The following is a 22,352-nucleotide window of genomic DNA, read 5'->3' as shown; positions in this document are numbered from 1 at the left end:
CTGTTCCGCGCTGAAGTCGATCCGCGCAATTTTATTGATTCGCGAGCGCGATTGCGGCCCTCGCGCGACAGGCCCAATGGGCCGTCTCGGCGATGGTGCGAAACGGAGCGATCGCGCCAACGGGCCGGTAACCGTGCCTGGAGAGGAAGGCTTCACGAGGCGGGGCGACCGGCCCTGCCGTGACACCCGTGAGCCTGCTTGCTATGCCCCGGCCTGGGCAAGGGGCGGAGCGTTCCCCGCGGGACGGACGGCCCCGCCGAGCCCCTGACACGGATTTTTACGGCACCATGAACATCTTCGCCACCTTCGAGGGCCGCGTGCGCGGCGCCGTGCAGGCCCTGATCCGGTCGGGGCAGTTGCCCGAGGGGCTCGACCTCGCCCGCGTGGTGGTGGAGCCGCCGCGCGACCCGAGTCACGGCGACCTCGCCACCAACGCCGCCCTGGTGCTGGCCAAGGAGGCGAAGACCAACCCGAAAGCCCTGGGCGAGTCGCTGGCGGCGGCCCTGCGCACCGACCCGGATGTGACGGAGGCCACCGTTGCCGGCCCCGGCTTCATCAACCTGCGGCTGGCCCCGGGCACCTTCCACGCCGTCGTCCGGGCGGCCCTCACCGAGGGCGAGCGCTACGGGCGCGGCGCCATGCCGGGGGGCCGGGTCAACATCGAATACGTCTCGGCCAACCCGACCGGACCGATGCATGTCGGCCACGGGCGCGGCGCCGTGTTCGGCGACGCGCTCGCCAATCTTCTGGTGACGGCCGGACGCGACGTGACGCGCGAATACTACATCAACGATGCCGGCGCTCAGGTCGACGTGCTCGCCCGCTCGGCCTTCCTGCGCTACCGCGAGGCGCTCGGCGAGCCCGTCGGTCCGGTTCCGGAGGGGCTCTATCCCGGCGACTACCTCGTGCCCGTGGGTGCCCGTCTGGCCGAGCTGCACGGCCGCGCCCTCCTCGACCAGCTGGAGGCGGACTGGCTGCCGACCGTGCGGGCCTTCGCCATCGCGGCGATGATGGATCTGATCCGGGACGACCTCGCCCGTCTCGGCATCCACCACGACGTGTTCTTCTCGGAGGCCACCCTCAAGGAGGAGGTCCCGGCCCTGCTGGCGCAGCTTCGGGAGAAGGGCCTTGTCTACGAAGGGCGCCTGCCGCCACCCAAGGGCCAGCTGCCCGAGGATTGGGAAGACCGCGAACAGACCCTGTTCCGCACCGTCGAGTTCGGCGACGACGTCGACCGGCCGTTGCTGAAGTCGGACGGCTCCTTCACCTACTTCGCCTCCGACATCGCCTATCACCGGACCAAGATCGCCCGCGGCGCCACCGACCTCATCGACGTGCTCGGCGCCGACCACGGCGGCTACGTCAAGCGCATGCAGGCCGCCGTGAAGGCGGTGAGCGACGGCAAGGCCACCCTGGACGTGAAGCTCTGCCAGCTCGTGCGGCTGTTGCGGGCGGGCGAGCCCGTGAAGATGTCGAAGCGCGCCGGCGAGTTCATCACCCTGCGCGAGGTCGTCGACGAGGTCGGGCGCGATCCCGTCCGCTTCATGATGCTTTACCGGAAGAACGACGCCACCCTCGATTTCGACCTCGCCAAGGTGGTGGAGCAATCGAAGGAGAACCCGGTCTTCTACGTGCAGTACGCCCATGCGCGCTGCGTTTCGGTGTTCCGCCAGGCCCGCGAGGCGATGCCGGGCGAGGATTTTTCGCGCGCCGGGCTGCTCGGCGAAGCGAACCTGTCGCTGCTCACCGACCCGGGCGAGATCGAAATCATGCGACTCGTCGCGCAGTACCCTCGTGTCATCGAGGCGGCGGCGACCGCGCATGAACCGCATCGGGTGGCATTCTACCTCTACGAACTGGCATCGTCACTGCATGGTTTGTGGAACAAAGGCAAAGACTTGCCGCAATTACGGTTTATTAATCCTGCCGACCGAAACTCCACTCGGGCTCGATTGGCCCTCGTTGAGGCTTTGCGGGGCGTCGTCGCCTCCGGCCTCGCGGTGTTGGGCGTCACCGCGCCGGACGAAATGCGGTGAGGTGATCTCGGCGTGAAGAGGGATGCTGCCATGACGACGAACGCTTCGCGGGCGACGGTCGATTTCGACGCCTTTGCGCGGGATCTGCAGCAGCCTCCGGCGCCGGCCCAGCCCCCCGTCCAGGGAGCCGCCCCCGTTCCGGCTCCGGGCGCGGGCAAGGCCGACCCCCTGGCCGAACTCGCCCGCATCGTCGGGCAGGACGACCCGTTCCGCGCCCTGCTCCAGGCCCGTGATTCCCGGGCCGACGCGGCGGCCCGCAGCCGGATCGAGCCGAGTTTCGTCGATGCGCCGGCCCGGGCCCGGACTGTCCAAACCCACGCGCCTCAGGCTGCGACGCCCGCGCATCAACCCGCCCCGCAGCCGGCCTCGCCCACCGACGCCTTCGATCAGTACCTCGCCTCCGTCGACCACGGCGCCTACGGAGATGCGCAGGGCGGGTACCCGGACCCGAACGCGGCCGAATTCGCTCCCAACGATGCCGACGACCGCGTCCGCCCCCTGGAGCGTCCGCGCAACCGCAGCCGCCTCGTATCGGTGGGTGCCGGCCTCGGCGTCTTCGCCCTCTGCGTCACCGGCGCCCTCACCTGGCGCGGCCTGCACGGCCATTCCACCGGCGGCAGCGGCGTCCCCACCATCCTGGCCGACACCGCGCCCCTGAAGATCGCGCCGCAGAAGTCCGACGGCGTCGAGATTCCCGACCAGAACAAGCAGATCTACGAGCGCACCGCCAAGGACGGCCAGATCCGGATCGTCAACCGCGAGGAGCAGCCGCTCGACGTGGCCCAGGCCGCCCGCGCGGCCCTCGGGACCGGCGAAGGCGGGGCGACTCCCGGCAGTGCCGCACCGGCCGCTTCGCTGCCGGCCCAGCAGGGCGGTCTCGCCGATTCCCTCGGCGAACCCCGCCGGGTCCGCACCGTTTCGGTCAAGCCCGATACGCCGCCGCCCCCGCCGCAGCGGGAGGCGTCCGCCGAGGCGACCGCGACGCCAACCTCGGTGATCCCGACCATGACCCTCCCGGGTGCCGCCGGTGACGCCGCCGCCGCGAGCCCGTCCCTGCGCCAGCGCGCGACCCGGCTGCCGCCGCCGGTGGCCACCACCCCGGTGGCCGAGGCGCCTGCCGCGACCCCGCCCGAGCCCGCTCCAGCTCCGGCTCCGCGCGTCAAGGCGCCGCAGCGCGTCGCCGCCGTGGCGCCCGAGGCGACCTCCGCCATCGCCGCCCCGCCGCCCGTCGCGGCGACGCCCTCCGCCGCAGCGTCCTCGGGCGGCGGCTACGCCGTCCAGCTCGGCGTGCGCACCAGCGAGAGCGAGGCCCAGGCCGCGTTCCGCCAGATGCAGGGCAAGTACAGCCAGCTCTCCGGTCAGCCCGCCCTGATCCGGCAGGCCGAGGTCAACGGCAAGACGATCTTCCGTGTTCGCGTCGGGCCTCTCGGCAAGACCGAGGCGGCCGCCCTCTGCACCCAGCTCCAGGGTGCGGGCGGGCAGTGCTTCGTCGCCAAGAACTGAGCGTCGACGACAAGATCGGTCGACCGGGCGCCTCTGCGCGCCCGGTCGACCCACTCACCGGCGATCCGATTGGGTTCGACAGCGCCGCGCCCTGTGGCCGTCACGCCACGCTGCCGCCCTCCTGGGCATCCCCCATTTCCTCTGACGTTTTCCGGCCGCATCCTGCCCCGATTGGCATGGTGTCGATTCGTCGCCGAACCCCTCACGACCGCCGTCCCGCCGCGCTCGCTCGAGCCGCCGAGCAAACCACCCAGGATGCGTCCCCGATCATGACCTCCCGTGCCCTGATCCTCGGTTGCGCCGGCAAGACTCTCTCGGCCCAGGAAGCCGCCTTCTTCCGGGATGTGGCGCCCTGGGGCTTCATCCTGTTCAAGCGCAACATCGGCACGCCCGACGAGGTCCGGGCATTGACCGACGCGTTGCGGACCACGGTCGGCCGGGCGGACGCCCCGATCCTCATCGACCAGGAAGGCGGTCGGGTCCAGCGCATGGGGCCGCCGCACTGGCCGGCCTATCCGGCCGGGCGCCGCTTCGGCGGCCTCAACGGCTCGGCCGCGGCCATCGCCCATCTCGGCGCCCGGCTGATGGCCCATGATCTTTCCAGCGTCGGCATCAACGTCGACTGCGCCCCCGTCCTCGACGTTCCGGTGGCCGGCGCCCACGACGTGATCGGCGACCGCGCCTACGCCACGACGCCGGACCGGGTGGCCGAGATCGGCCGGGCGGTGGCCGAAGGCCTGATGCAGGGCGGCGTGCTGCCGGTGATGAAGCACATCCCCGGTCATGGCCGCGCGGACTGCGACAGCCACAAGGGCCTGCCGGTGGTCGAGGCGGACCTCGCCACCCTGAGCGTCCAGGACTTCGTGCCGTTCCGGGCGCTCGCCGACCTGCCGATGGCCATGAGCGCCCACGTGGTCCTCACCGCCCTCGACGCGGCGCATCCGGCCACGCAGTCGGCCATCGTGATCCGCGACATCATCCGCGGCGCCATCGGCTTCGACGGCCTCCTGATGACCGACGACCTCTCGATGCACGCCCTCCAGGGGACGTTCCGGGCCCGCACCGAGGCGTGCTTCGCCGCCGGGATCGACATCGGCCTGCACTGCAACGGCGATCCGGACGAGATGCGCGGCGTCGCCGAGGGCGCCCCGGTCCTGGCCGGCGCGGCCCTGCGCCGGGCCGAGGCCGCCCTGGCCCGCCTTCCCGCCGGGAGCGACGCCTTCGACGTGGACGAGGCTCGCGCCCGCTTCGCGGCGGCCCTGTCCCTGGCCGCCTGAGCGTTCCGTTCGGTCAGGCGACAACGGCGCGGCGCTGGTCTATGAACCGGCGCGGGCGGAAACTTGCATGTCCGCGATGCGGCGATCGGAACGGAGCGCGCGTCACCCGCACTTCTTGTGCTCGGGGTGCCCGACCCTTAGGTTCGCCCTCAATCGACACACGAGACGGCGCCGCGCAGTGTTCGGGCTGCGGCGCGGGAGGTTGCCATGGGCAGCATGAGTATCTGGCACTGGATCATCGTCGCCGGCATCGTGATGCTGCTGTTCGGCCGTGGGAAGATCTCGGACCTGATGGGTGACGTCGCCAAGGGCATCAAGGCCTTCAAGAAAGGCATGGCCGAGGACGAGACGCCGACCACCACGGCCGTGCCGCCGCCGAGCGCGGGCGAGCCGGTGCGGACGCTGCCTCACCAGGGCGAGCCCGCCACCGCCAATACGGTGTCGGCCGACCGCAAGGTCATCTGACCCGCGACGCGAAACCGGGGCGCTGCGGCCGATGGCGGGTCTGGCGCGAGGCGCCGCGACCTGCCATGGCAGCGCGCCGTTTGATGGGCGGCGTACGGTCGCGGGACAGTCGACACCATGTTTGACATGAGTTGGGGCGAGGTGATGCTGATCGGCGGCGTCGCCCTCATCGTCATCGGCCCGAAGGATCTGCCGAAGGCTCTGCGCACGGTCGGCCAGATCACCGGCAAAATGCGGCGCATGGCCGGCGAGTTCCAGTCGCAGTTCAACGAGGCGATCCGCGAGGCCGAGTTCGACGAGATCCGCCGCGAGGTGGACGGGGTCAAGCGCTCGGCGAGCACGATGGGGCCGACCTTCAATCCCGTGCAGACCATCCGCGACGAGCTCAAGGGCGCCGTCGATGGCCGGGCCGAGACGAAGACGACGCCATCGCCGGCCCAGGGCCTCGCCAACGTCGCCGACCAGTTGGCCGAGCGCGAGAATACGATCCAGGCCTCGCCCGAGCCCGGGGCACATGCGGCCGTCTCGGTGGAATCGTTGCCCGACCTTCCCTCGCGTCCCATGCCCGAGGTACCCGCGCCGGGCACGACCCACGCCTGGACCGCCGAACCGCCAGCCACGCCCACCGATCCGTCGCCCACCGCGTCGCCTCGTCCCGAGACGCCGGCCAAACCCCAGCTTGATTCCGGCCGATGATCAACGAGACCGACGAAGCCGAGATCGAAGCCTCACGGGCCCCGCTTCTCGATCATCTCATCGAATTGCGGTCGCGGCTGATCAAGTCGCTGGCCGCCTTCGTGGTGATGTTCTTCGGGTGCTTCTTCTTCTCGCGGCACATCTACAACATCCTCGTCTACCCCTACGTCTCCGTGGTGGGGGTCGAGAACGCCAAGCTGATCGCGACGCACTTCCTCGAGCAGGTGTTCACCAACATCAAGCTCAGCGTGTTCGGCGCCGGCTTCCTGGCCTTCCCGGTCATCGCCACGCAGATCTACGCTTTCGTGGCCCCGGGCCTCTACCGCAACGAGCGTCAGGCCTTCCTGCCCTACCTGATCGCCACGCCGATCTTCTTCATCCTCGGCGCCCTGGTGGTATTCTTCCTGGCGATGCCGCTGCTGATCCAGTTCTCGGTCTCGCTGCAGCAGATCGGGCAGCCGGGCGAGGCGACGATCGCCCTCCTGCCGAAGGTGGACGAGTATCTCTCGCTCATCATGACGCTGATCTTCGCCTTCGGCATCGCCTTCCAGCTGCCGGTGATCCTGACCCTGCTCGGGCAGATCGGCGTGATCGACACGGCATTCCTGCGCGAGAAGCGGCGCTATGCCATCGTCCTCGTCTTCGTGGCCGCCGCCGTGCTGACGCCGCCGGACGTGATCTCGCAGCTCTCGCTCGCGATCCCCATGCTGCTGCTCTACGAGGCCTCGATCTTCTCGGTGGCCCGCGTCGAACGCCGCCGGGCGGCCCAGCGCAAGGCCGAGGGGCTCGACCCGTAGGGGTCGCCCCCTACGAAGTCTCGGCCTGCAGCGTCGAGGCCGCCGGCACGGCAGGGTCACGCCAGCGATTCAGTTCGGAGTCGATCGCTCCTTGCGTGCCGCGCATGAACTCGGCGCCGCTCAGGCCGGGGGGCAGGGGGGGCAAGTAGCTCACCGTGACGGCACCGGGGCTGTGGCGGGCGCCTCCATGGGGCCAGTACAGACCGGAATTCACCGCCACCGGCAGCACCGGCAGGCCGAGCTTGGCGTAGAGCAGCTCGACGCCGCGCTTGAACTGGACCGGCTCGGCGATGCCGCCACGGGTCCCCTCGGGAAACATCAGCACCGAGCGCCCCTGAGCGATCGCCGCGCGGCTCTCGTCGATCATCACCCGCAGGGCCTGGGTGCCGTTGGCCCGATCGATGATGATCATCGGTGAGCGGCGCAGGAACCAGCCGACGATGGGGATCGCCACCAGCTCGCGCTTGGCCACGATGGCGACGTTCGGCACCAGCACGAGGAAGGCCAGGGTCTCCCAGGCCGACTGGTGGTTGGCCACGATGAGGCAGGGCTCGTCCGGGATGCGGGTGCGGCCCTCCTCGACGTAGGTGAGCCCGACGATGCGGGCGAGGCCGAAGAGGATGCCCCGCGACCAGAGCCGGGTGAAGGCGCGGATGGGCCGCGCCGGCGCGCCCAGCAGGGCGAGGACCGCCAGCGGGATGATGAACAGGGCGGTCCAGCCGGCCCAGTAGGCATTGAAGAGCGCGGAACGGATGCGCGACACGGTGACGATCCCTCGATCTCGCCCGGAGCCCGCACGGATCGCGAGCTCCCAGCGCAGCATTTTCCGGCGACGGGCGCGGCGATCCGGTCTATGCCGGCCCGCCGCGCCGACGCGCGCACGATCCTTTAAACATTTTCCAGTTTCACGCGAGCCGAACGCCGTGCGCCTGACCGTCACCACCTGGAACATCAACTCGGTGCGCCTGCGCATCGACTCGGTCCTGCGCTTCCTGGCCGAAGCGCAGCCCGACGTCCTCTGTCTGCAGGAGACGAAGTGTCCGGACGATGCATTTCCCCTCAAGGCCCTGCGCGGCTCGGGCTACGAGCACGTCGTCTTCGCCGGCCAGAAGGGCTATAACGGCGTCGCGATCCTCTCGCGCTTCCCCCTCGTCACCCGGGACGTGATGGCGTTCTGCGAGCGCCAGGACGCGCGCCACATCTCGGCAGTGCTGGGGCCGGAGGCAGGCAAGGCGGCCGGGATCGCGCTGCATGATTTCTACGTGCCCGCCGGCGGCGACGTCCCCGACCGGAATCTCAATCCGAAATTCGCCCACAAGCTCGACTTCCTCGATGCGCTGCGCGCCTGGGGTGGGCAGCGGGTGAAGGGCCCGGCGATCCTGGTGGGCGACCTCAACGTGGCGCCCCTGGAGCACGATGTCTGGTCGCACAAGCAACTCCTCGACGTGGTGAGCCACACCCCCGTCGAGACCGAGCGGCTCGAGACCCTCCGGGGCGAGGCGGGCTGGATCGACGCCGCCCGCCTGCTCGTGCCGGAACCGACGAAGATCTACACGTGGTGGAGCTACCGCTCCCCCGACTGGGCGGCCGCCGACAAGGGCCGGCGCCTCGACCATGCCTGGGTCTCCCCCGACCTCGCCGGCACGGTGCGCGACATGACGGTGGCCCGCCACGTCCGGGGCTGGGATCGCCCCTCGGACCACGCGCCGGTGACGCTGACCCTGGAGCTGTGAGGGCTGTCACCGGCCGGTCATGCGCGGGGCGTAGGGGCGGCGTCCATCATCCCCGATGGACAGCCCGAGAGCCCGCATGAATCCTGCCGCACGGGCGGTTCGCCGCGAAACCAGCCTCGGCCTGACCCAGGCCGTGCACCGCAGCCGGGCCCTGTCCCGCGCCGGCCTGTCGGAGCGGCTGTTCACGCTGGCCTTCAGCGGGCTGGTCTACCCCCAGATCTGGGAGGATCCGGCGGTCGACATGGAGGCCCTGGCCCTGGGGCCGGAGGATCATGTCGTCGCCATCGCCTCGGGCAGCTGCAACGTGCTGTCCTACCTCACCGCGGATCCGGCGCGAATCAGCGCGGTCGATCTCAACGGGGCCCATGTCGCCCTGGGACGGCTCAAGCTCGCGGCCCTGACGCGCCTGCCCGATTCAGCGGCCTACCGACGCTTCTTCGGGCGCGCCGACACGGCCGACAACATCGCTGCGTACGATGCGCAGATCGCGCCCCACCTCGATGCCTCCGCGCGGGCCTACTGGGAGGCCCGGCGCCTCGACGGACGCCGGCGCATCGCCGCCTTCTCCGAGAACGTCTTCCGGCACGGCCTGCTCGGACGCTTCATCGGGACCGGACACCGGCTGGCCCGATTCTACGGCTGCGACCTCTCCGCCGTCCTCAAGGCCCGCGACAGGGCCGAACAACGCGTCCTGTTCGACGCGCACGTCGCGCCGCTGTTCGAGAAGCGCCTCATACGCTGGCTGATCCGGCGTCCGGCCTCCCTCTACGGCCTCGGAATCCCGCCGGCCCAGTATCGCACCCTCGCCCAGGACCGGCCGGGCGGCATGGTCGACGTCCTGCGCCATCGTCTGGAGCGCCTCGCCTGCGATTTCGACCTCGCCGACAACTACTTCGCCTGGCAGGCCTTCGGCCGCGGCTACGCGCCGGGTCCCGACGCCGCGCTGCCGCCCTACCTGCAGCCGGGTCACTTCGAGGCCCTGCGAGCCCGGGCCGGGCGGGTGAGCTACCGCCAGCAGTCGATGACCGCATTCCTGGCCGGCAGCCCGGACCGGAGCGCCGATGCCTACGTGCTCCTCGACGCGCAGGACTGGATGAGCGACGCGGACCTGACCGCCCTGTGGACCGAGATCACCCGCACCGCCCGGCCGGGGGCGCGGGTCATCTTCCGCACGGCCGCCGACGAGCGCTGCCTGCCGGGCCGGATACCGGACGCGATCCTGGAGGCCTGGGACTATGCCGAGGCCGAGAGCCGCGCGGGACAGGCCCGCGACCGCTCGGCGATCTACGGCGGCTTCCACCTCTACCGCCTGCGTGCCGCGTGAGCGACGCCGCGGACGCGATGGACCGGATGTACCGGCGCCAGCGCCATCTCTACGACGCCAGCCGCAAGTTCTATCTCCTCGGGCGCGATGGGGTCATCGCGGGGCTCGCCGTGCCAGCGGGCGGCGCCGTGCTGGAGATCGGCTGCGGCACTGGGCGCAACCTCGTGCACATCGCCCGGACCTACCCCGAAGCGGCCTGCCACGGCCTCGACGTCTCGGCGGCGATGCTGGCGACAGCCGCCCGCAGCGTGGCCTGTGCCGGGCTCGAACCCCGCATCCGCCTCGCGTGCGGGGACGCCACCGCCTTCGATCCGGAGGCGCTGTTCGGACGGTCGCGCTTCGACCGGATCGTGATTTCCTACGCTCTGTCGATGATCCCGCCCTGGGAGCGCGTGCTGGCCGAGGCCGCCGGACACCTCGCGCCGGACGGCCAGCTCCACGTCGTGGATTTCGGCGATCAGACCGGCCTGCCGCGACCCGTCCGCGTTGTCCTGAACCGCTGGCTGGCGGCATTTTCGGTGACGCCGCGGGCAGCCTTGCCGCAGACGATCGCGGATGTCGCCTCGGCCCTCGGCGCGGAGGCGCGGGTGCACCGGCGCTTCGCGGGCTACTGCGTGCACGCGGTGATCGCGCGCTGAGGCGGCGCGGCACGCTTTCGCCGGTCAGCGACCGCGGATTGATTCAGCCGGCTCCGGAACGCCCGGGCCCGACCCCGCATTGGGTTTGCGACGCGGCGGCTTCCAGGCCGCCCACACCAACCGGAGGTTTTCTGATGCGCAAGCTCCTCGTCGCCTTCCTGCTCCCCAAGCTCGTCTCCTACCTGCGCCGGCGCTATTCCGGCCGTCCGAGCCCGCGCCACTACTCCTGAGTGTCAGCGCGCCGGGACCACCTGCTGGCCCGGCGTGCCCATCCGGCGCAGGCGCGCCGCCCGTCGGCCGTAGCCGAAGTAGATCGCCAGGCCCACGACGAGCCACAGGGCGAGCCGCAGCCAAGTGTCCCCGGGTAGCCCGAGCATCAGCCCGAGGCAGGACCGGATGCCGAGGACCGGCACCACCGGCACGCCCGGAACCCGGAAGGGGCGGGGCCGCGCCGGGTCCGTCCGGCGCAGCACCAGCACGGCCGTGCAGATCACCAGGAAGGCGAAGAGGGTGCCGATGCTCACCAGTTCGCCCAGCAGGTCGATCGGGACCAGGCCCGCGACCAGGGCGGTCACCGCGCCGATGGCGATCTGGCTGGTCGCCGGCGTCCGGAAGCGCGGATGCACCCGGGCGAAGGCCGGCGGCAGCAACCCGTCCCGCGCCAACGCGTAGAAGATCCGGGCCTGCCCGTAGAGGGCGGCGAGTGCCGCCGTGGTCAGGCCGAGGATCGCCCCGATCTTGATCGCCACCGCGAAGGCGCCGAAGCCGATCGCCTCCACCGCCTTGGCGATGGGATCGGGCACGTCGAGGGCCCGATAGGGGACGAGGCCGGTGAGCACCGCCGCCACCGCCACGTAGAGCACCGTGCTGATCGCCAGTGACCCGAGGAGCCCGATCGGTGCGTCGCGCTGGGGGCGGCGCGTTTCGCCCGCCGCCGTCGAGATCGTCTCGAAGCCGATGAAGGCGAAGAAGACCACGCCGGCCCCGCGCAGGACCCCGCTCCAGCCGAACGCTCCGAAGGTGCCGGTGTTCTCCGGCACCAGGGGCGACCACAGGCCCACATCCACGTGGGCGGCACCCACCCCGACGAAGGCCAGGATGATCGCGACCTTGATCGCCACCATCACGGCGTTCACCCGGGTCGATTCGCGATTGCCGCGCACGAGAAGCAGGGTCAGCGCGCCGATGATGGCTGCCGCCGGCAGATCGAACCATGCGGTTGCGCCGCCGGGCAGGGTGGTGAAGGGGGCCGCCGTGAGCGACGGCGGCAGGTGCAGGCCGGCATCGCCGAGGAGCGAGCGGACGTAGCCCGACCAGCCCACCGCCACGGTGGCTGCGCTCATCGCGTATTCGAGGACGAGGTCCCAGCCGATGATCCAGGCGCAGGCCTCGCCCAGGGTTGCGTAGGCATAGGTGTAGGTGCTGCCCGGCGCCGGCACCATCGCGGCGAGTTCGGCGTAGCAGAGGGCAACGAATCCACAGGCGATGCCGCCGAGGACGAAGGACAGGGTCAGGCCCGGACCGGCATAGTTCGCGGCCGCCGTGCCGGTCAGGACGAAGATGCCCGCCCCGATCGTGGCTCCGACGCCGAGCGCCACGAGGTCGAAGGCCGAGAGGGCGCGCGGCAGGCGCGCGGCCTCGCCGCCCTCTTCGGCGTCCGCCAGGATGTCGGTGACGGATTTGCGCGCGGTGGGACTGCTGACCGTCATCGGCCGGACCTTCGCTTGGCGGTAGATCGCAGGCCAATTGGCGCAAATCCCGCGCCAGGGGTGTCCGACGTCGGGTCGGTCCGTGCGGCGAGCGACAACCTGCCCGTGTTGTCAGGATTCGGACTCTCTGGTACGGGAGCGTCCAGCATCAAGAGTCGGGGCGATCCCTGACGCCAACCTGCCTTCCCGGGCAAGGTGGCACCCTCCGCAAGACGGGTGGGGATGTGGCCGGACCGGCAACCAAACGGGCTTCGCCATATCTCTGTCTCGGTCGATCGCCGCGCTCCGGATGCGGACCATGCCAGACGAGAACGAGCCATGCCCCCCGAACCCCAGCAATTCGCGAGTGACAACTACGCCGGCATCTGTCCCGAGGCCTGGGCCGCGATGGAGGCGGCCAACCGGGGATCGGTGCCGGCCTATGGCGAGGACCCGTGGACGAAGCGGGCGGCCGATGCGTTCCGGAGCCTGTTCGAGACGGACTCCGCGGAGGTGTTCTTCGCGTTCAACGGTACCGCCGCCAACGCCCTGGCGCTGGCCTCGCTCTGCCAATCCTATCACAGCGTGATCTGCTCGGCCTCGGCCCATGTCGAGACCGACGAGTGCGGCGCCCCCGAATTCTTCTCCAACGGGTCGAAGCTCCTCGTGGTGGCGAGCCCCGACGGCAAGCTGAATCCGGCCCTGATCCGGAGCGTCGCCACGGGTCGCTCGGACATCCATTTCCCGAAGCCCCGGGTGGTGACGATCACTCAGCCCACCGAGACGGGTCAGCTCTACAGCCTCGCCGAGATCCGGGCGATCGCCGCCACCTGCCGGGACCTCGGTCTGCGCCTGCACATGGACGGGGCGCGCTTCGCCAATGCCTGCGCCAGCCTCGGCTGCAGCCCCGCCGACATGACCTGGAAGGTGGGCGTCGATCTCCTCTGTTTCGGAGGCACCAAGAACGGCATGGCGGCCGGCGAGGCGATCCTGTTCTTCGAGGCCGCGCTGGCGGAGGATTTCGGCTACCGCTGCAAGCAGGCCGGACAGCTCGCTTCGAAGATGCGCTTCCTCTCGGCCCCCTGGGTCGGCGTGCTGGAGGATGGGGCCTGGCTGCGCCACGCGGCCCACGCGAATGCCTGCGCGCAGCGCCTCGCCGCGGCCGTGGCGGACGTGAGCGCCTTCACGCTGATGTTCCCGGTGGAGGCCAACGCGGTGTTCCTGTGCGCCGCACCCGATCACCTCGAGGCTCTGCGCGCCCGGGGCTGGCGCTTCTACACCTTCATCGGCGGGGGCGCCCGCTTCATGTTCGCGTGGGATTCGGACCCCGTCCGGATCGAGGCCCTGGCCAGCGACATCCGGGCCGTGGCCGGCACCGAGGCCGCCGCGGCCTGAGCCCCCTTGAAACGTCTCCGCGCGGGACCGCGACACCCCGAGGGCTGGCGCCGGGGCGGGTTTCGTGTATGGTCCGCGCCGCTCCGACCCGTGCGAACGGGGCCGGGGCACAAGCTGCTTGTGGCCCTGACCGTGCTGGACGACATCCCGGCACCGGCCTTCCACGAGCGTGGCGCGGTCCTCGCGACGAGGCCGCCCTTTTTCGAAAACCCGTACCGAAAGGCACTGCGATGTCGATCACGGCAGAGCGCAAGACCGCGCTCATCAAGGAATACGCGACCGGCGGCAAGGACACCGGTTCTCCGGAGGTCCAGGTGGCGATCCTCACCGAGCGGATCACCAACCTGACCGGCCACTTCAAGACCCACGGCAAGGACAACCACTCCCGCCGCGGCCTCCTGAAGATGGTCTCGCAGCGCCGCTCGCTGCTCGACTACGTCAAGCGCAAGGACGAGGCCCGCTACCGCAGCCTCATCGAGCGTCTCGGCATCCGCCGCTAAGCACAGCGACTCCCACGCGGTTCCGGGCCCGGCCCGGGGCCGCGTTTTGACAGTTCGGGCTGCCGGAATGGGTCCGGCCACCCGAAGACCCGGGCGACTTGAAGGCGGATGCGTCGGGGACAGGATCGCGGGGGGCGCGGCATGCGGCGCCCCCTGCCATCTTGCCCCTGGCGGCGCCGGGTTCGCCCGACCGCAGGAAGGTGAGAATATGTTCGATATCCAACGCGAAGAGCTGATGTGGGGCGACCGCAAGCTCATCCTCGAGACGGGCAAGGTCGCCCGCCAGGCCGACGGCGCCGTGATGGCGACCTACGGCGAGACCTCGGTGCTGGCCACCGTCGTGTCCGCCAAGGAGCCCAAGGCCGGCATCGACTTCCTGCCGCTGACCGTGAACTACCAGGAGCGCGCCTACGCCGCCGGCCGCATTCCCGGCGGCTACTTCAAGCGCGAGGGCCGTCCGTCCGAGAAGGAGACCCTGGTCTCCCGCCTCATCGACCGCCCGATCCGCCCCCTCTTCGTCGAGGGCTGGCGCAACGACACCCAGGTCGTCGTCACCGTACTGACCCACGACCTCGAGAACGATCCCGACATCCTCGCGATGGTCGCGGCCTCCGCCGCCCTGACCCTGTCGGGCGTGCCCTTCATGGGCCCGATCGGCGCCGCCCGCGTCGGCTACGCCAACGGCCAGTACACCCTGAACCCGCACGTGGCCGACCTCGAGGCCTCGACCCTCGACCTCGTCGTCGCCGGCACCCAGGACGCCGTCCTGATGGTCGAGTCCGAGGCCAAGGAGCTCGACGAAGAGGTCATGCTCGGCGCCGTGATGTTCGGCCACAAGCACTTCCAGCCGGTCATCGAGGCGATCATCCGCCTCGCCGAGAAGGCCGCCAAGGAGCCCCGCAACTTCTCCGCGCCCGAGAACGGCGATGTGGAAGCCGCCGTGCTGGAGGTCTGCGAGGCGGATCTCCGCGCCGCCTACAAGAACACCGTCAAGCAGGAGCGCTACGCCGCCGTCGACGCCGTGAAGGCGAAGGTGATGGCCGCCCTCTGCGCCGAGGGCGCCGAGAAGTTCCCGGCCGAGAAGGTCAAGGCCGCGTTCAAGGAAGCGCAGTCGAAGGTCGTGCGCTGGAACATCCTCGACACCGGCTCGCGCATCGACGGCCGCGACGTGCGCACCGTGCGCCCGATCGAGTCCCAGGTCGGCGTGCTGCCCCGCGCCCATGGCTCCGCCCTGTTCACCCGCGGCGAGACCCAGGCCCTCGTGGTCGCCACCCTCGGCACCGGCGAGGACGAGCAGTTCATCGACGCGCTGGAAGGTACCTACAAGGAGACCTTCCTGCTGCACTACAACTTCCCCCCCTACTCGGTGGGCGAGACCGGCCGCATGGGCTCCCCGGGCCGTCGCGAGATCGGCCACGGCAAGCTCGCCTGGCGCGCCGTGCATCCCGTGCTGCCGCCGGCCCACGAGTTCCCGTACACGATCCGCGTCGTGTCCGAGATCACCGAGTCGAACGGCTCCTCCTCGATGGCCTCCGTCTGCGGCGCCTCGCTGTCGCTGATGGATGCCGGCGTGCCCCTGCGCCGTCCGGTGGCGGGCATCGCCATGGGCCTCATCCTCGAGGGTGAGCGCTACGCCGTGCTGTCCGACATTCTCGGCGACGAGGATCACCTCGGCGACATGGACTTCAAGGTGGCGGGCACCGAGTCCGGCATCACCTCCCTGCAGATGGACATCAAGATCGCCGGAATCACCGAGGAGATCATGAAGGTCGCCCTGCACCAGGCGCAGGAAGGCCGCGTCCACATCCTCGGCGAGATGTCGAAGGCGCTCACCGATGCCCGTCCGGAGCTCGGCGAGTACGCGCCCCGCATCGAGACCATGCAGATCCCCACCGACAAGATCCGGGAAGTGATCGGCACCGGCGGCAAGGTGATCCGCGAGATCGTCGAGAAGACCGGCGCCAAGATCAACATCGACGACACCGGCACGGTGAAGATCGCCTCCAGCGACGGCAAGGCCATCAAGGCCGCCTACAACTGGATTCGCTCGATCGTGGCGGAGGCCGAGCCGGGCATGATCTATGACGGCACCGTCGTAAAGACGATGGAGTTCGGCGCCTTCGTGAACTTCTTCGGCGCCAAGGACGGTCTCGTCCACATCTCGGAGCTCGCCGCGCAGCGGGTCGCCAAGGTGACGGACGTCGTCAAGGAGGGCCAGAAGGTCAAGGTGAAGTTCCTCGGCCAGGACGACCGCGGCAAGATCCGCCTCTCGATGAAGGTCGTCGACCAGGAGACCGGCGAGGACATCACCGAGAAGCTCAAGGCCGAGCGCAACGCCGAGCAGGACCGCGCCCGCGGACCCCGCCAGGAGGCGTGAGCCGCCGGGTCCGGCCGGGTGCGCGAGCGCCCGGCCGGACCGTTGAAACGAGAAGAGCGCGGCCCTGGCGGGACCGCGCTCTTCTCGTTTGGACGACGACGGAACCCGCGATCGGCCGGAGGTCAGGCCGCCCGCTCCTGCAGGTGTGCGACCAGCAGGGCGGCGGCGCTGTCCGGGTCGCGATCGTTCCAGATCGTGCACTCGGCCTCGATCGTGACGACGCGGTCGAGGCGGGTGCGCAGGTCGCCGTCCTCGGGCCGGGCCCGGGCGGCGAGGCGCCGGGCCAGCACCTCGGGCGCTGCCGTGATGGCGACGACGCCGACATGCGGCAGGGTCTCCCGGGCCAGCCCCACGATCCGGCGGGAGACGTTGCAGATCACCACCCGTCCGGACCGCGCCTGGTCTCGGGTCTCGCCGGGGATCGCGTAGCCGAGACCGTGCGCCCGCCAGTGCAGGGCGAAGGCGCCGGCGGCGGCGCCTTCGGTGAAGGCCTCCTCCGTGAGGGCGATGTTGTCCTCGTGGGCCGACGGTGCCCGGGTGACGAGGCGGCGCGGGAAGACGAAGCGTGGATCCGGGCCGAGCGCATCCCGCGCCAGGCGCAGGAGAGTGTCCTTGCCGGCCCCGCTCGGGCCAACCACCAGGACGAAGCCGCCGGGCATCACACCACCCGTTCGCCGGCGCGCCAGACCTGGCGCACCACCGGCACGCCGCGGGCGAGGCGGACGCGGACGAGGTCGGCGCGCAGGCCGGGATCGAGGCGGCCCCGATCGACCAGGCCGGTGGCGCGGGCGGGGTTGGCGGTGACGGTGGCGACGGCCTGGGGCAGGGTGATGCCGGGGACGCGCTCGGGCAGCCCGAAGGCCGCCATCAGCAGGCTCGCCGGCACGTAATCCGAGGACAGGATGCTGAGGGTGCCGGCCTCCGCCAGGGTGTGGGCCGCGACGTTGCCGGAATGCGAGCCGCCCCGGATCAGGTTGGGGGCTCCCATCATCACGGTGATGCCGGCCGCGTGCGAGGCCTCGGCGGCCTCCAGGGTGGTGGGGAACTCGGCGAGCACCACCGATTCGTCCCGCGACAGCGCGACGTCCGCCAGGGTGGTGTCGTCGTGGCTGGCGAGGGGGATGCCGCGCGCATGGGCGAGCGCCACCAGGGCGGGACGGTTGACCGCGTTGAGGGCGCGGCCGTCGCGCATCTTGCGCTCGGTGTTGCGCTTGATCTCCTCCAGGGAGCGGCCGCCGCGCCCGGCATACACGTAGTACTTGTCGACGTCACGGAACTGGCGCTGGCCCGGCGTGTGGTCCATCAGCGACAGCAGGCCGATGGCGTAGCGCTCGGCGAAGGCCTGCACGGTCTCGACCACGTCGGTCGAGGGAATCTCGCAGCGCAGGTGCGTGCGGTGCTCGGCCCGGAACAGGCCGGCCTCCTGCGCCTCCGCCAGGGCGCCGGCGAGCAGGGTGAGCTCGGTGCCGAGGCCGCTGCCGTCCGGGTCGGTGCCGGCGCGCAGCGAATCGAACACCGTGGTGATGCCCGACGCCGCGATCTGCGCGTCGTAGGCCAGCACCGCCCCGAGGGGATGCCAGCGCACGCCGGGGCGCGGGGCGTAGTGGCTCTCCAGGTGGTCGGTGTGGAGCTCGACGAGGCCCGGGATGACGGTGTCGCCGGCGCAGTCGAGGCCGCGCTCGGGGGCGCGGCCGGTGCCGATCTCGGCGATGCGCCCGTCGACCATTGCGAGCCAGCCCTCCTCGACCCGGTCGGGCAGGACGAGGCGCGCGTTCTCGAGGATCGCGACCCGGTCCATCAGGCTCGCCTGGTCCCGCATGCTCTGTTCCCGATCCCGAATCATGCCGCCAGCGTCCCGCGGAAGGTCGAGACGTCGACGATGCGCGTCGCCACCGCCGCGCGGACGTCCGCGTCGTGGAAGATGCCGAGGATGGCGGTGCCGGCGGCCCGCTTCTCGGCGATGAGCTCCACCACCACGGCGCGGTTCTTCGCGTCGAGGGAGGCGGTGGGCTCGTCCATGAGCAGGATCGGCCGGTCGGCGATCAGGCCCCGGGCGATGTTCACCCGCTGCTGCTCGCCCCCCGAGAAGGTGGCGGGCGGGAGCGCCCACAGGCGCTCGGGCAGGTCGAGGCGGGCCAGGAGGTCGGCCGCCCGGGTCCGGGCCGCCGCGGCGTCGAGGCCGCCCTCGAGGCCGGCGGCCTCCACCACGGCGCGGGCGCCGACCCGGGGAATCACCCGCAGGAACTGCGAGACGTAGGCGAGGGTGGTGCGGCGCAGGCCCAGGATCTCCCGCGGCGCGGCCGTGGCGAGGTCGACGATGCGGGCGCGATCGCGGACCCGGATCGCCCCGGCGGCGCAGCGGTAATGGCCGTAGGCCATCTTCAGCAGGGAGGACTTGCCCGCGCCGGAGGCGCCGCCGAGCACGACGCACTCGCCCGGATGGACCGCCAGGGTGGCGCCGGCGATCACCGGCAGCACGGCGCCGCCGCGCAGATGCAGGGTGAAGCTCTTGCCCACGTCCTCGAAGGCCAGGAGAGGAGAGGAGGGCGTCATGCGGCGAGCACCGAGGAGACGAGGAGCTGGGTGTAGGCGGCCTGGGGATCGTCGAGGACCTGGTCGGTCAGGCCGGTCTCGATCACCCGGCCCGCCCGCATGACGAGGACGCGGTGCGAGAGCAGGCGCGCCACGGCGAGGTCGTGGGTGACGATGATGACCGCGAGGCCGAGCTCGGCCACCAGCCCCCGGATCAGGTCGAGGAGGCGGGCCTGGACCGAGACGTCGAGGCCCGAGGTCGGCTCGTCCATGAGCACCAGGCGGGGCGCGGTGACGAGGTTGCGGGCGATCTGCAGGCGCTGGCGCATGCCGCCGGAGAAGCGCGTCGGCGGGTCGTCGATCCGGTCGGGGGCGATCTCGACGCGGGCGAGCCAGTCGAGGGCGGTGGCGCGGATGCGGCCGTAATGGCGCTCGCCCACCCCCATCAGGCGCTCGCCGACATTGCCCCCGGCCGAGACCGCCATGCGCAGGCCCTGCGTGGCGTCCTGGCGCACGAACCCCCAGTCGGTGCGCATCAGCGCGCGCCGCTCGACCAGGCTCAGGGTGTCGAGGTCGCGCGTGGCGCCGTCGCGCATGCGGTAGGCGACGGAGCCCGCATCGGCCGCGACCTCGCCGGCGACGAGCGAGAGCAGGGTCGACTTGCCGGAGCCCGATTCGCCGACCACCGCCAGGACCTCGCCGGGGTCGAGGGTGAAGCCGATGCCGTCGCAGGCGAGGCGGCGGCCGTAGCGCTTGGTCAGGCCCTCGACGGTCAGGAGCGGTTCCATCACGCGGCCTCTCCGGTCTGGCCGTCGGCGCGGCGGGTCTCACCAAGGCGGGTCTCGCAATGATCGGTGTCCGAGCAGACGAACATCCGCCCGCCGGCATCGTCGAGGACGACCTCGTCGAGATAGACGCCCTCCGCGCCGCAGAGGGCGCAGGGGCGGTCGAAGCGCTGGACCCGGAAGGGATGGTCCTCGAAGTCGAGGCTGCGCACCCGCGTGTAGGGCGGGATCGCGTAGATGCGCTTCTCGCGGCCGGCCCCGAAGAGCTGGAGGGCGGGGCAGTCGTCCATCTTGGGGTTGTCGAATTTCGGGGTCGGGGAGGGGTCCATCACGTAGCGGCCGGCCACCTCCACCGGATAGGCGTAGGTGGTGGCGATGTGGCCGTGGCGGGCGATGTCCTCGTAGAGCTTCACGTGCATGAGGCCGTACTCGGCGAGCGCGTGGAGCTGGCGCGTCTCGGTCTCGCGCGGCTCGAGGAAGCGCAGGGGCTCGGGGATCGGCACCTGGTAGACGAGGACCTGCCCCTCGGCCAGCGGCGCCTCGGGGATGCGGTGGCGGGTCTGGATCACCGTGGCCTCGGCCGTCCGGGTCGTCGTGGCGATGCCCGCGGTGGCGGTGAAGAAGCGCCGGATCGAGACCGCGTTGGTGGTGTCGTCGGCGCCCTGGTCGATCACCTTGAGCACGTCGGCGGCGCCCAGGATCGCGGCGGTGACCTGCACGCCGCCGGTGCCCCAGCCGTAGGGCATCGGCATCTCGCGGGCGGCGAAGGGCACCTGGTAGCCGGGGATCGCGATGGCCTTGAGGATGGCCCGGCGGATCATCCGCTTCGTGCCCTCGTCGAGATAGGCGAAGTTGTAGCCGGCGCCGGCCGGGACGGTGACGGCGGCCGTCGCGGGCGCCGCGGCGGGATTGGGTGGGTTCATTCGGCGGCCTCCCGCAGGGGGGATTCGTCTGCGTCCGATTCGGGCGCGGCCGGCGCGGCCGCCCGGGCGGCGTGCTCGGCGCGCAGGCGCCGCACCAGTTCGAGCTCGGCCTGGAAGTCGACGTAGTGCGGCAGCTTCATGTGCTCGACGAAGCCCGTCGCCTGCAGGCTGTCGCAATGGGCCAGCACGAATTCCTGGTCCTGGGCCGGCACCGCCACGGCCTCGCCGAGCTCGGCCGCCCGCAGCGAGCGGTCCACCAGCGCCATGGCCATGGCCTTGCGCTCGCCCTGGCCGAAGACGAGGCCGTAGCCGCGGGTGAATTGCGGCGGCACCGCGCCGTGGCCGTGGAACTGGTTGATCATCTGGCACTCGGTCAGTTCGACCGTGCCGAGGCCGACCGGAAAGCCGAGCTCCTCCGGGATGAAGGCGAGCTCCACCGCCCCGACCCGGATCTCGCCGACGAAGGGATGGGTGCGGCCGTAGCCGCGCTGCGTCGAGTAGCCGAGGGCGAGGAGAAAGCCCTCGTCGCCCCGGGCCAGCCCCTGGAGCCGCACCGCGCGGTCGGCGGGGTAGTCCACCGGCTCGCGGGTGAGGTCGCCCACGGGGGCGCCCGCGTCCGGGGGCGAGGGTTCCAGCAGGCCCGCCTGGCCCAGGAGGTCGGTGACCCGCGGGCAGGCGTCGGCATCGGCCTCCGGCTCCGCCTCGGCGGCGGGATCGGGGCCGCGGCCGGGCGAATCTCCGTCGGCCAGGCCGAAATCCACGAGGCGGTGGGTGTAGTCGAAGGTCGGGCCCAGCACCTGCCCGCCGGGCAGGTCCTTGAAGGTGGCGGAGATGCGCCGCGCCAGCGTCATCGCGCCGGTGTCGACCGGCTCGGTGGCGCCGAAGCGCGGCAGGGTGGTGCGGTAGGCCCGCACCAGGAACACCGCCTCCACCACGTCGCCCCGGGCCTGCTTCAGGGCGAGGGCGGCCAGATCCGGATCGTAGAGGGAGCCCTCGGTCATCACCCGGTCGACGAGGAGGCGCATCTGCTCGCGGATCTGCGCCACGGTAAGCTCGGGCACGGCCGGGTCGCCGCGCCGGACCTCGGCCAGGAGCCGGTGGGCGTTGTCGATGGCGGCCTCGCCGCCCTTCACGGCTACGTACATGGCAGAGCCTTCGAACCCGGGAGGGCCTCCGAACCCGAAAGGGCCTCCGACCCGGAGAGAGACTCGGCGACGGGCCGGGCCGAGCGCGGCAACCCGGCGAGGCGGCCCGGCGCGACGAGAAGGCAGTCGATCCCCAGGGGGAAGCCCGCATGGTTGGCGGCCCAGCGCGCGGCCCAGTCGGCGGGCAGGGGCCCGGCGGCGAGCCGCGCCGTGCCGCGGATGCCGGCTCCCGCGAAAACCTGCCCCGTGAAAGCCTGCCCGGCCCCGTCGGAGAGGGTCTCGACGGCGAGGATCAGGGTGGCGGAGGCGTCCGGGTAGGCGGGGGTCCCCTGCGCGAAAGCCGTGAAGGCCGGGCAGCGGGCGGGATCGGCGATCAGCGCGAAGGCCGCCTGTCCGGGATTGGCGACCAGGGGCGCCCCGGTGTGGAAGCGCAGGAAGGCGGCGACCGCCGGTTCGCCCCGCAGCGGCGCATCGAGCCAGACCGGCGTCTCGGCATCGGTGAGCGCCAGGGCCAGGGCCGCGAGCTCGGGGGTGAGGG

At 71.4% G+C, this 22,352-nt stretch carries 21 protein-coding genes and 1 riboswitch; of the genes, 12 read left to right on the top strand and 9 right to left on the bottom strand.

Features of this window, described 5'->3' with window-relative positions:
- Nucleotides 1-287: 287 nt before the first annotated feature.
- From argS to tatC, 6 genes are all read left to right on the top strand, one after another.
- Nucleotides 288-2,036, top strand: coding sequence for an arginine--tRNA ligase (gene argS / locus AC3WLN_RS04135; RefSeq protein WP_492479737.1), 1,749 nt, complete (start codon nucleotides 288-290; stop codon nucleotides 2,034-2,036).
- Nucleotides 2,037-2,066: 30 nt separating this feature from the next.
- Nucleotides 2,067-3,539 (top strand): SPOR domain-containing protein, encoded by a 1,473-nt coding sequence (locus AC3WLN_RS04130; protein ID WP_492479735.1) that lies wholly within the window; start codon nucleotides 2,067-2,069, stop codon nucleotides 3,537-3,539.
- Between the two features lie 269 nt (nucleotides 3,540-3,808).
- On the top strand, nucleotides 3,809-4,816 hold the full coding sequence (gene nagZ, locus AC3WLN_RS04125) for a beta-N-acetylhexosaminidase (protein ID WP_492479733.1): 1,008 nt from the start codon (nucleotides 3,809-3,811) through the stop codon (nucleotides 4,814-4,816).
- 207 nt (nucleotides 4,817-5,023) lie between these two features.
- Nucleotides 5,024-5,281: a twin-arginine translocase TatA/TatE family subunit gene (locus tag AC3WLN_RS04120; protein ID WP_108040106.1), complete on the top strand. Its 258-nt coding sequence runs from the start codon at nucleotides 5,024-5,026 to the stop codon at nucleotides 5,279-5,281.
- A 117-nt stretch (nucleotides 5,282-5,398) separates the two neighbouring features.
- Nucleotides 5,399-5,977, top strand: a complete 579-nt coding sequence (tatB, locus tag AC3WLN_RS04115) for a Sec-independent protein translocase protein TatB (protein WP_492479731.1) — start codon at nucleotides 5,399-5,401, stop codon at nucleotides 5,975-5,977.
- Entirely contained in the window at nucleotides 5,974-6,774 is an 801-nt protein-coding gene (gene tatC / locus AC3WLN_RS04110) for a twin-arginine translocase subunit TatC (RefSeq protein WP_055950733.1), read from the top strand. Before tatB ends, tatC begins: the two co-directional genes overlap by 4 nt.
- Nucleotides 6,775-6,784: 10 nt before the next feature.
- Here the strand turns inward: tatC and AC3WLN_RS04105 are convergent, their stop codons facing one another.
- Nucleotides 6,785-7,537: a lysophospholipid acyltransferase family protein gene (locus AC3WLN_RS04105; RefSeq protein WP_492479728.1), complete on the bottom strand. Its 753-nt coding sequence runs from the start codon at nucleotides 7,535-7,537 to the stop codon at nucleotides 6,785-6,787.
- Between the two features lie 160 nt (nucleotides 7,538-7,697).
- Between AC3WLN_RS04105 and xth the strand changes: the two genes are divergently transcribed.
- From xth to AC3WLN_RS04090, 3 genes are all read left to right on the top strand, one after another.
- A complete protein-coding gene (xth, locus tag AC3WLN_RS04100) occupies nucleotides 7,698-8,507 on the top strand; it encodes an exodeoxyribonuclease III (protein ID WP_463777626.1) in 810 nt (269 codons plus the stop codon).
- Between the two features lie 76 nt (nucleotides 8,508-8,583).
- A complete protein-coding gene (locus AC3WLN_RS04095; RefSeq protein ID WP_492479726.1) occupies nucleotides 8,584-9,831 on the top strand; it encodes a BtaA family protein in 1,248 nt (415 codons plus the stop codon).
- Complete coding sequence (locus AC3WLN_RS04090) at nucleotides 9,828-10,469, top strand: class I SAM-dependent methyltransferase (protein WP_492479725.1); 642 nt, start codon at nucleotides 9,828-9,830, stop codon at nucleotides 10,467-10,469. Before AC3WLN_RS04095 ends, AC3WLN_RS04090 begins: the two co-directional genes overlap by 4 nt.
- A 233-nt stretch (nucleotides 10,470-10,702) precedes the next feature.
- On the opposite strand, the gene AC3WLN_RS04085 is transcribed toward AC3WLN_RS04090, so the two are convergent.
- Entirely contained in the window at nucleotides 10,703-12,178 is a 1,476-nt protein-coding gene (locus AC3WLN_RS04085; protein ID WP_492479723.1) for an amino acid permease, read from the bottom strand.
- A 140-nt stretch (nucleotides 12,179-12,318) separates the two neighbouring features.
- A riboswitch (SAM-I-IV-variant riboswitch) is annotated at nucleotides 12,319-12,432 on the top strand.
- Nucleotides 12,433-12,496: 64 nt separating this feature from the next.
- On the opposite strand from AC3WLN_RS04085, the gene AC3WLN_RS04080 reads away from it, so the two are divergent.
- From AC3WLN_RS04080 to pnp, 3 genes are all read left to right on the top strand, one after another.
- The gene (locus AC3WLN_RS04080; RefSeq protein ID WP_492479721.1) at nucleotides 12,497-13,552 is read left to right on the top strand and encodes a threonine aldolase family protein; all 1,056 of its coding nucleotides are present in this window, start codon (nucleotides 12,497-12,499) and stop codon (nucleotides 13,550-13,552) included.
- A gap of 230 nt (nucleotides 13,553-13,782) precedes the next feature.
- Nucleotides 13,783-14,052, top strand: coding sequence for a 30S ribosomal protein S15 (rpsO, locus tag AC3WLN_RS04075; protein WP_055950756.1), 270 nt, complete (start codon nucleotides 13,783-13,785; stop codon nucleotides 14,050-14,052).
- A gap of 208 nt (nucleotides 14,053-14,260) precedes the next feature.
- Nucleotides 14,261-16,429, top strand: a complete 2,169-nt coding sequence (gene pnp, locus AC3WLN_RS04070; RefSeq protein WP_492479718.1) for a polyribonucleotide nucleotidyltransferase — start codon at nucleotides 14,261-14,263, stop codon at nucleotides 16,427-16,429.
- Between the two features lie 122 nt (nucleotides 16,430-16,551).
- Here the strand turns inward: pnp and phnN are convergent, their stop codons facing one another.
- From phnN to phnH, 7 genes are all read right to left on the bottom strand, one after another.
- Nucleotides 16,552-17,088, bottom strand: coding sequence for a phosphonate metabolism protein/1,5-bisphosphokinase (PRPP-forming) PhnN (gene phnN / locus AC3WLN_RS04065; protein WP_492479716.1), 537 nt, complete (start codon nucleotides 17,086-17,088; stop codon nucleotides 16,552-16,554).
- Complete coding sequence (locus AC3WLN_RS04060) at nucleotides 17,088-18,248, bottom strand: alpha-D-ribose 1-methylphosphonate 5-triphosphate diphosphatase (protein ID WP_492479714.1); 1,161 nt, start codon at nucleotides 18,246-18,248, stop codon at nucleotides 17,088-17,090. Before AC3WLN_RS04060 ends, phnN begins: the two co-directional genes overlap by 1 nt.
- Before the next feature lie 20 nt (nucleotides 18,249-18,268).
- Entirely contained in the window at nucleotides 18,269-18,982 is a 714-nt protein-coding gene (gene phnL / locus AC3WLN_RS04055; protein ID WP_492479712.1) for a phosphonate C-P lyase system protein PhnL, read from the bottom strand.
- Complete coding sequence (phnK, locus tag AC3WLN_RS04050; protein WP_492479877.1) at nucleotides 18,979-19,749, bottom strand: phosphonate C-P lyase system protein PhnK; 771 nt, start codon at nucleotides 19,747-19,749, stop codon at nucleotides 18,979-18,981. The genes phnL and phnK overlap by 4 nt, the downstream gene beginning before the upstream one ends.
- Entirely contained in the window at nucleotides 19,749-20,669 is a 921-nt protein-coding gene (locus AC3WLN_RS04045; protein ID WP_492479710.1) for an alpha-D-ribose 1-methylphosphonate 5-phosphate C-P-lyase PhnJ, read from the bottom strand. The genes phnK and AC3WLN_RS04045 overlap by 1 nt, the downstream gene beginning before the upstream one ends.
- Nucleotides 20,666-21,814 (bottom strand): carbon-phosphorus lyase complex subunit, encoded by a 1,149-nt coding sequence (locus AC3WLN_RS04040; RefSeq protein WP_492479708.1) that lies wholly within the window; start codon nucleotides 21,812-21,814, stop codon nucleotides 20,666-20,668. Before AC3WLN_RS04040 ends, AC3WLN_RS04045 begins: the two co-directional genes overlap by 4 nt.
- Nucleotides 21,805-22,352 (bottom strand): phosphonate C-P lyase system protein PhnH (phnH, locus tag AC3WLN_RS04035; protein ID WP_492479706.1); only part of this gene is annotated, 548 nt, incomplete at its 5' end. The genes phnH and AC3WLN_RS04040, both read right to left, overlap by 10 nt.

It is taken from the genome of Methylobacterium sp. FW306-05-D (assembly GCF_058782155.1).
The sequence above is the reverse complement of the archived record's forward strand: the minus strand, read 5'-3'. Positions and strand labels throughout refer to the sequence as shown.

What these genes read in the sequence shown, in the direction of transcription:
- AC3WLN_RS04120 (WP_108040106.1), top strand. Translation starts at nt 5,024, where the DNA reads ATGGGCAGCATGAGTATCTGGCACTGGATCATCGTCGCCGGCATCGTG.
- nagZ (WP_492479733.1), top strand. Translation starts at nt 3,809, where the DNA reads ATGACCTCCCGTGCCCTGATCCTCGGTTGCGCCGGCAAGACTCTCTCG.
- AC3WLN_RS04095 (WP_492479726.1), top strand. Translation starts at nt 8,584, where the DNA reads ATGAATCCTGCCGCACGGGCGGTTCGCCGCGAAACCAGCCTCGGCCTG.
- AC3WLN_RS04045 (WP_492479710.1), bottom strand. Translation starts at nt 20,669, where the DNA reads ATGAACCCACCCAATCCCGCCGCGGCGCCCGCGACGGCCGCCGTCACC.
- AC3WLN_RS04060 (WP_492479714.1), bottom strand. Translation starts at nt 18,248, where the DNA reads ATGCGGGACCAGGCGAGCCTGATGGACCGGGTCGCGATCCTCGAGAAC.
- tatC (WP_055950733.1), top strand. Translation starts at nt 5,974, where the DNA reads ATGATCAACGAGACCGACGAAGCCGAGATCGAAGCCTCACGGGCCCCG.
- rpsO (WP_055950756.1), top strand. Translation starts at nt 13,783, where the DNA reads ATGTCGATCACGGCAGAGCGCAAGACCGCGCTCATCAAGGAATACGCG.
- pnp (WP_492479718.1), top strand. Translation starts at nt 14,261, where the DNA reads ATGTTCGATATCCAACGCGAAGAGCTGATGTGGGGCGACCGCAAGCTC.
- AC3WLN_RS04085 (WP_492479723.1), bottom strand. Translation starts at nt 12,178, where the DNA reads ATGACGGTCAGCAGTCCCACCGCGCGCAAATCCGTCACCGACATCCTG.
- phnL (WP_492479712.1), bottom strand. Translation starts at nt 18,982, where the DNA reads ATGACGCCCTCCTCTCCTCTCCTGGCCTTCGAGGACGTGGGCAAGAGC.
- argS (WP_492479737.1), top strand. Translation starts at nt 288, where the DNA reads ATGAACATCTTCGCCACCTTCGAGGGCCGCGTGCGCGGCGCCGTGCAG.
- AC3WLN_RS04040 (WP_492479708.1), bottom strand. Translation starts at nt 21,814, where the DNA reads ATGTACGTAGCCGTGAAGGGCGGCGAGGCCGCCATCGACAACGCCCAC.
- AC3WLN_RS04080 (WP_492479721.1), top strand. Translation starts at nt 12,497, where the DNA reads ATGCCCCCCGAACCCCAGCAATTCGCGAGTGACAACTACGCCGGCATC.
- AC3WLN_RS04130 (WP_492479735.1), top strand. Translation starts at nt 2,067, where the DNA reads ATGACGACGAACGCTTCGCGGGCGACGGTCGATTTCGACGCCTTTGCG.
- phnN (WP_492479716.1), bottom strand. Translation starts at nt 17,088, where the DNA reads ATGCCCGGCGGCTTCGTCCTGGTGGTTGGCCCGAGCGGGGCCGGCAAG.
- phnK (WP_492479877.1), bottom strand. Translation starts at nt 19,749, where the DNA reads ATGGAACCGCTCCTGACCGTCGAGGGCCTGACCAAGCGCTACGGCCGC.
- tatB (WP_492479731.1), top strand. Translation starts at nt 5,399, where the DNA reads ATGTTTGACATGAGTTGGGGCGAGGTGATGCTGATCGGCGGCGTCGCC.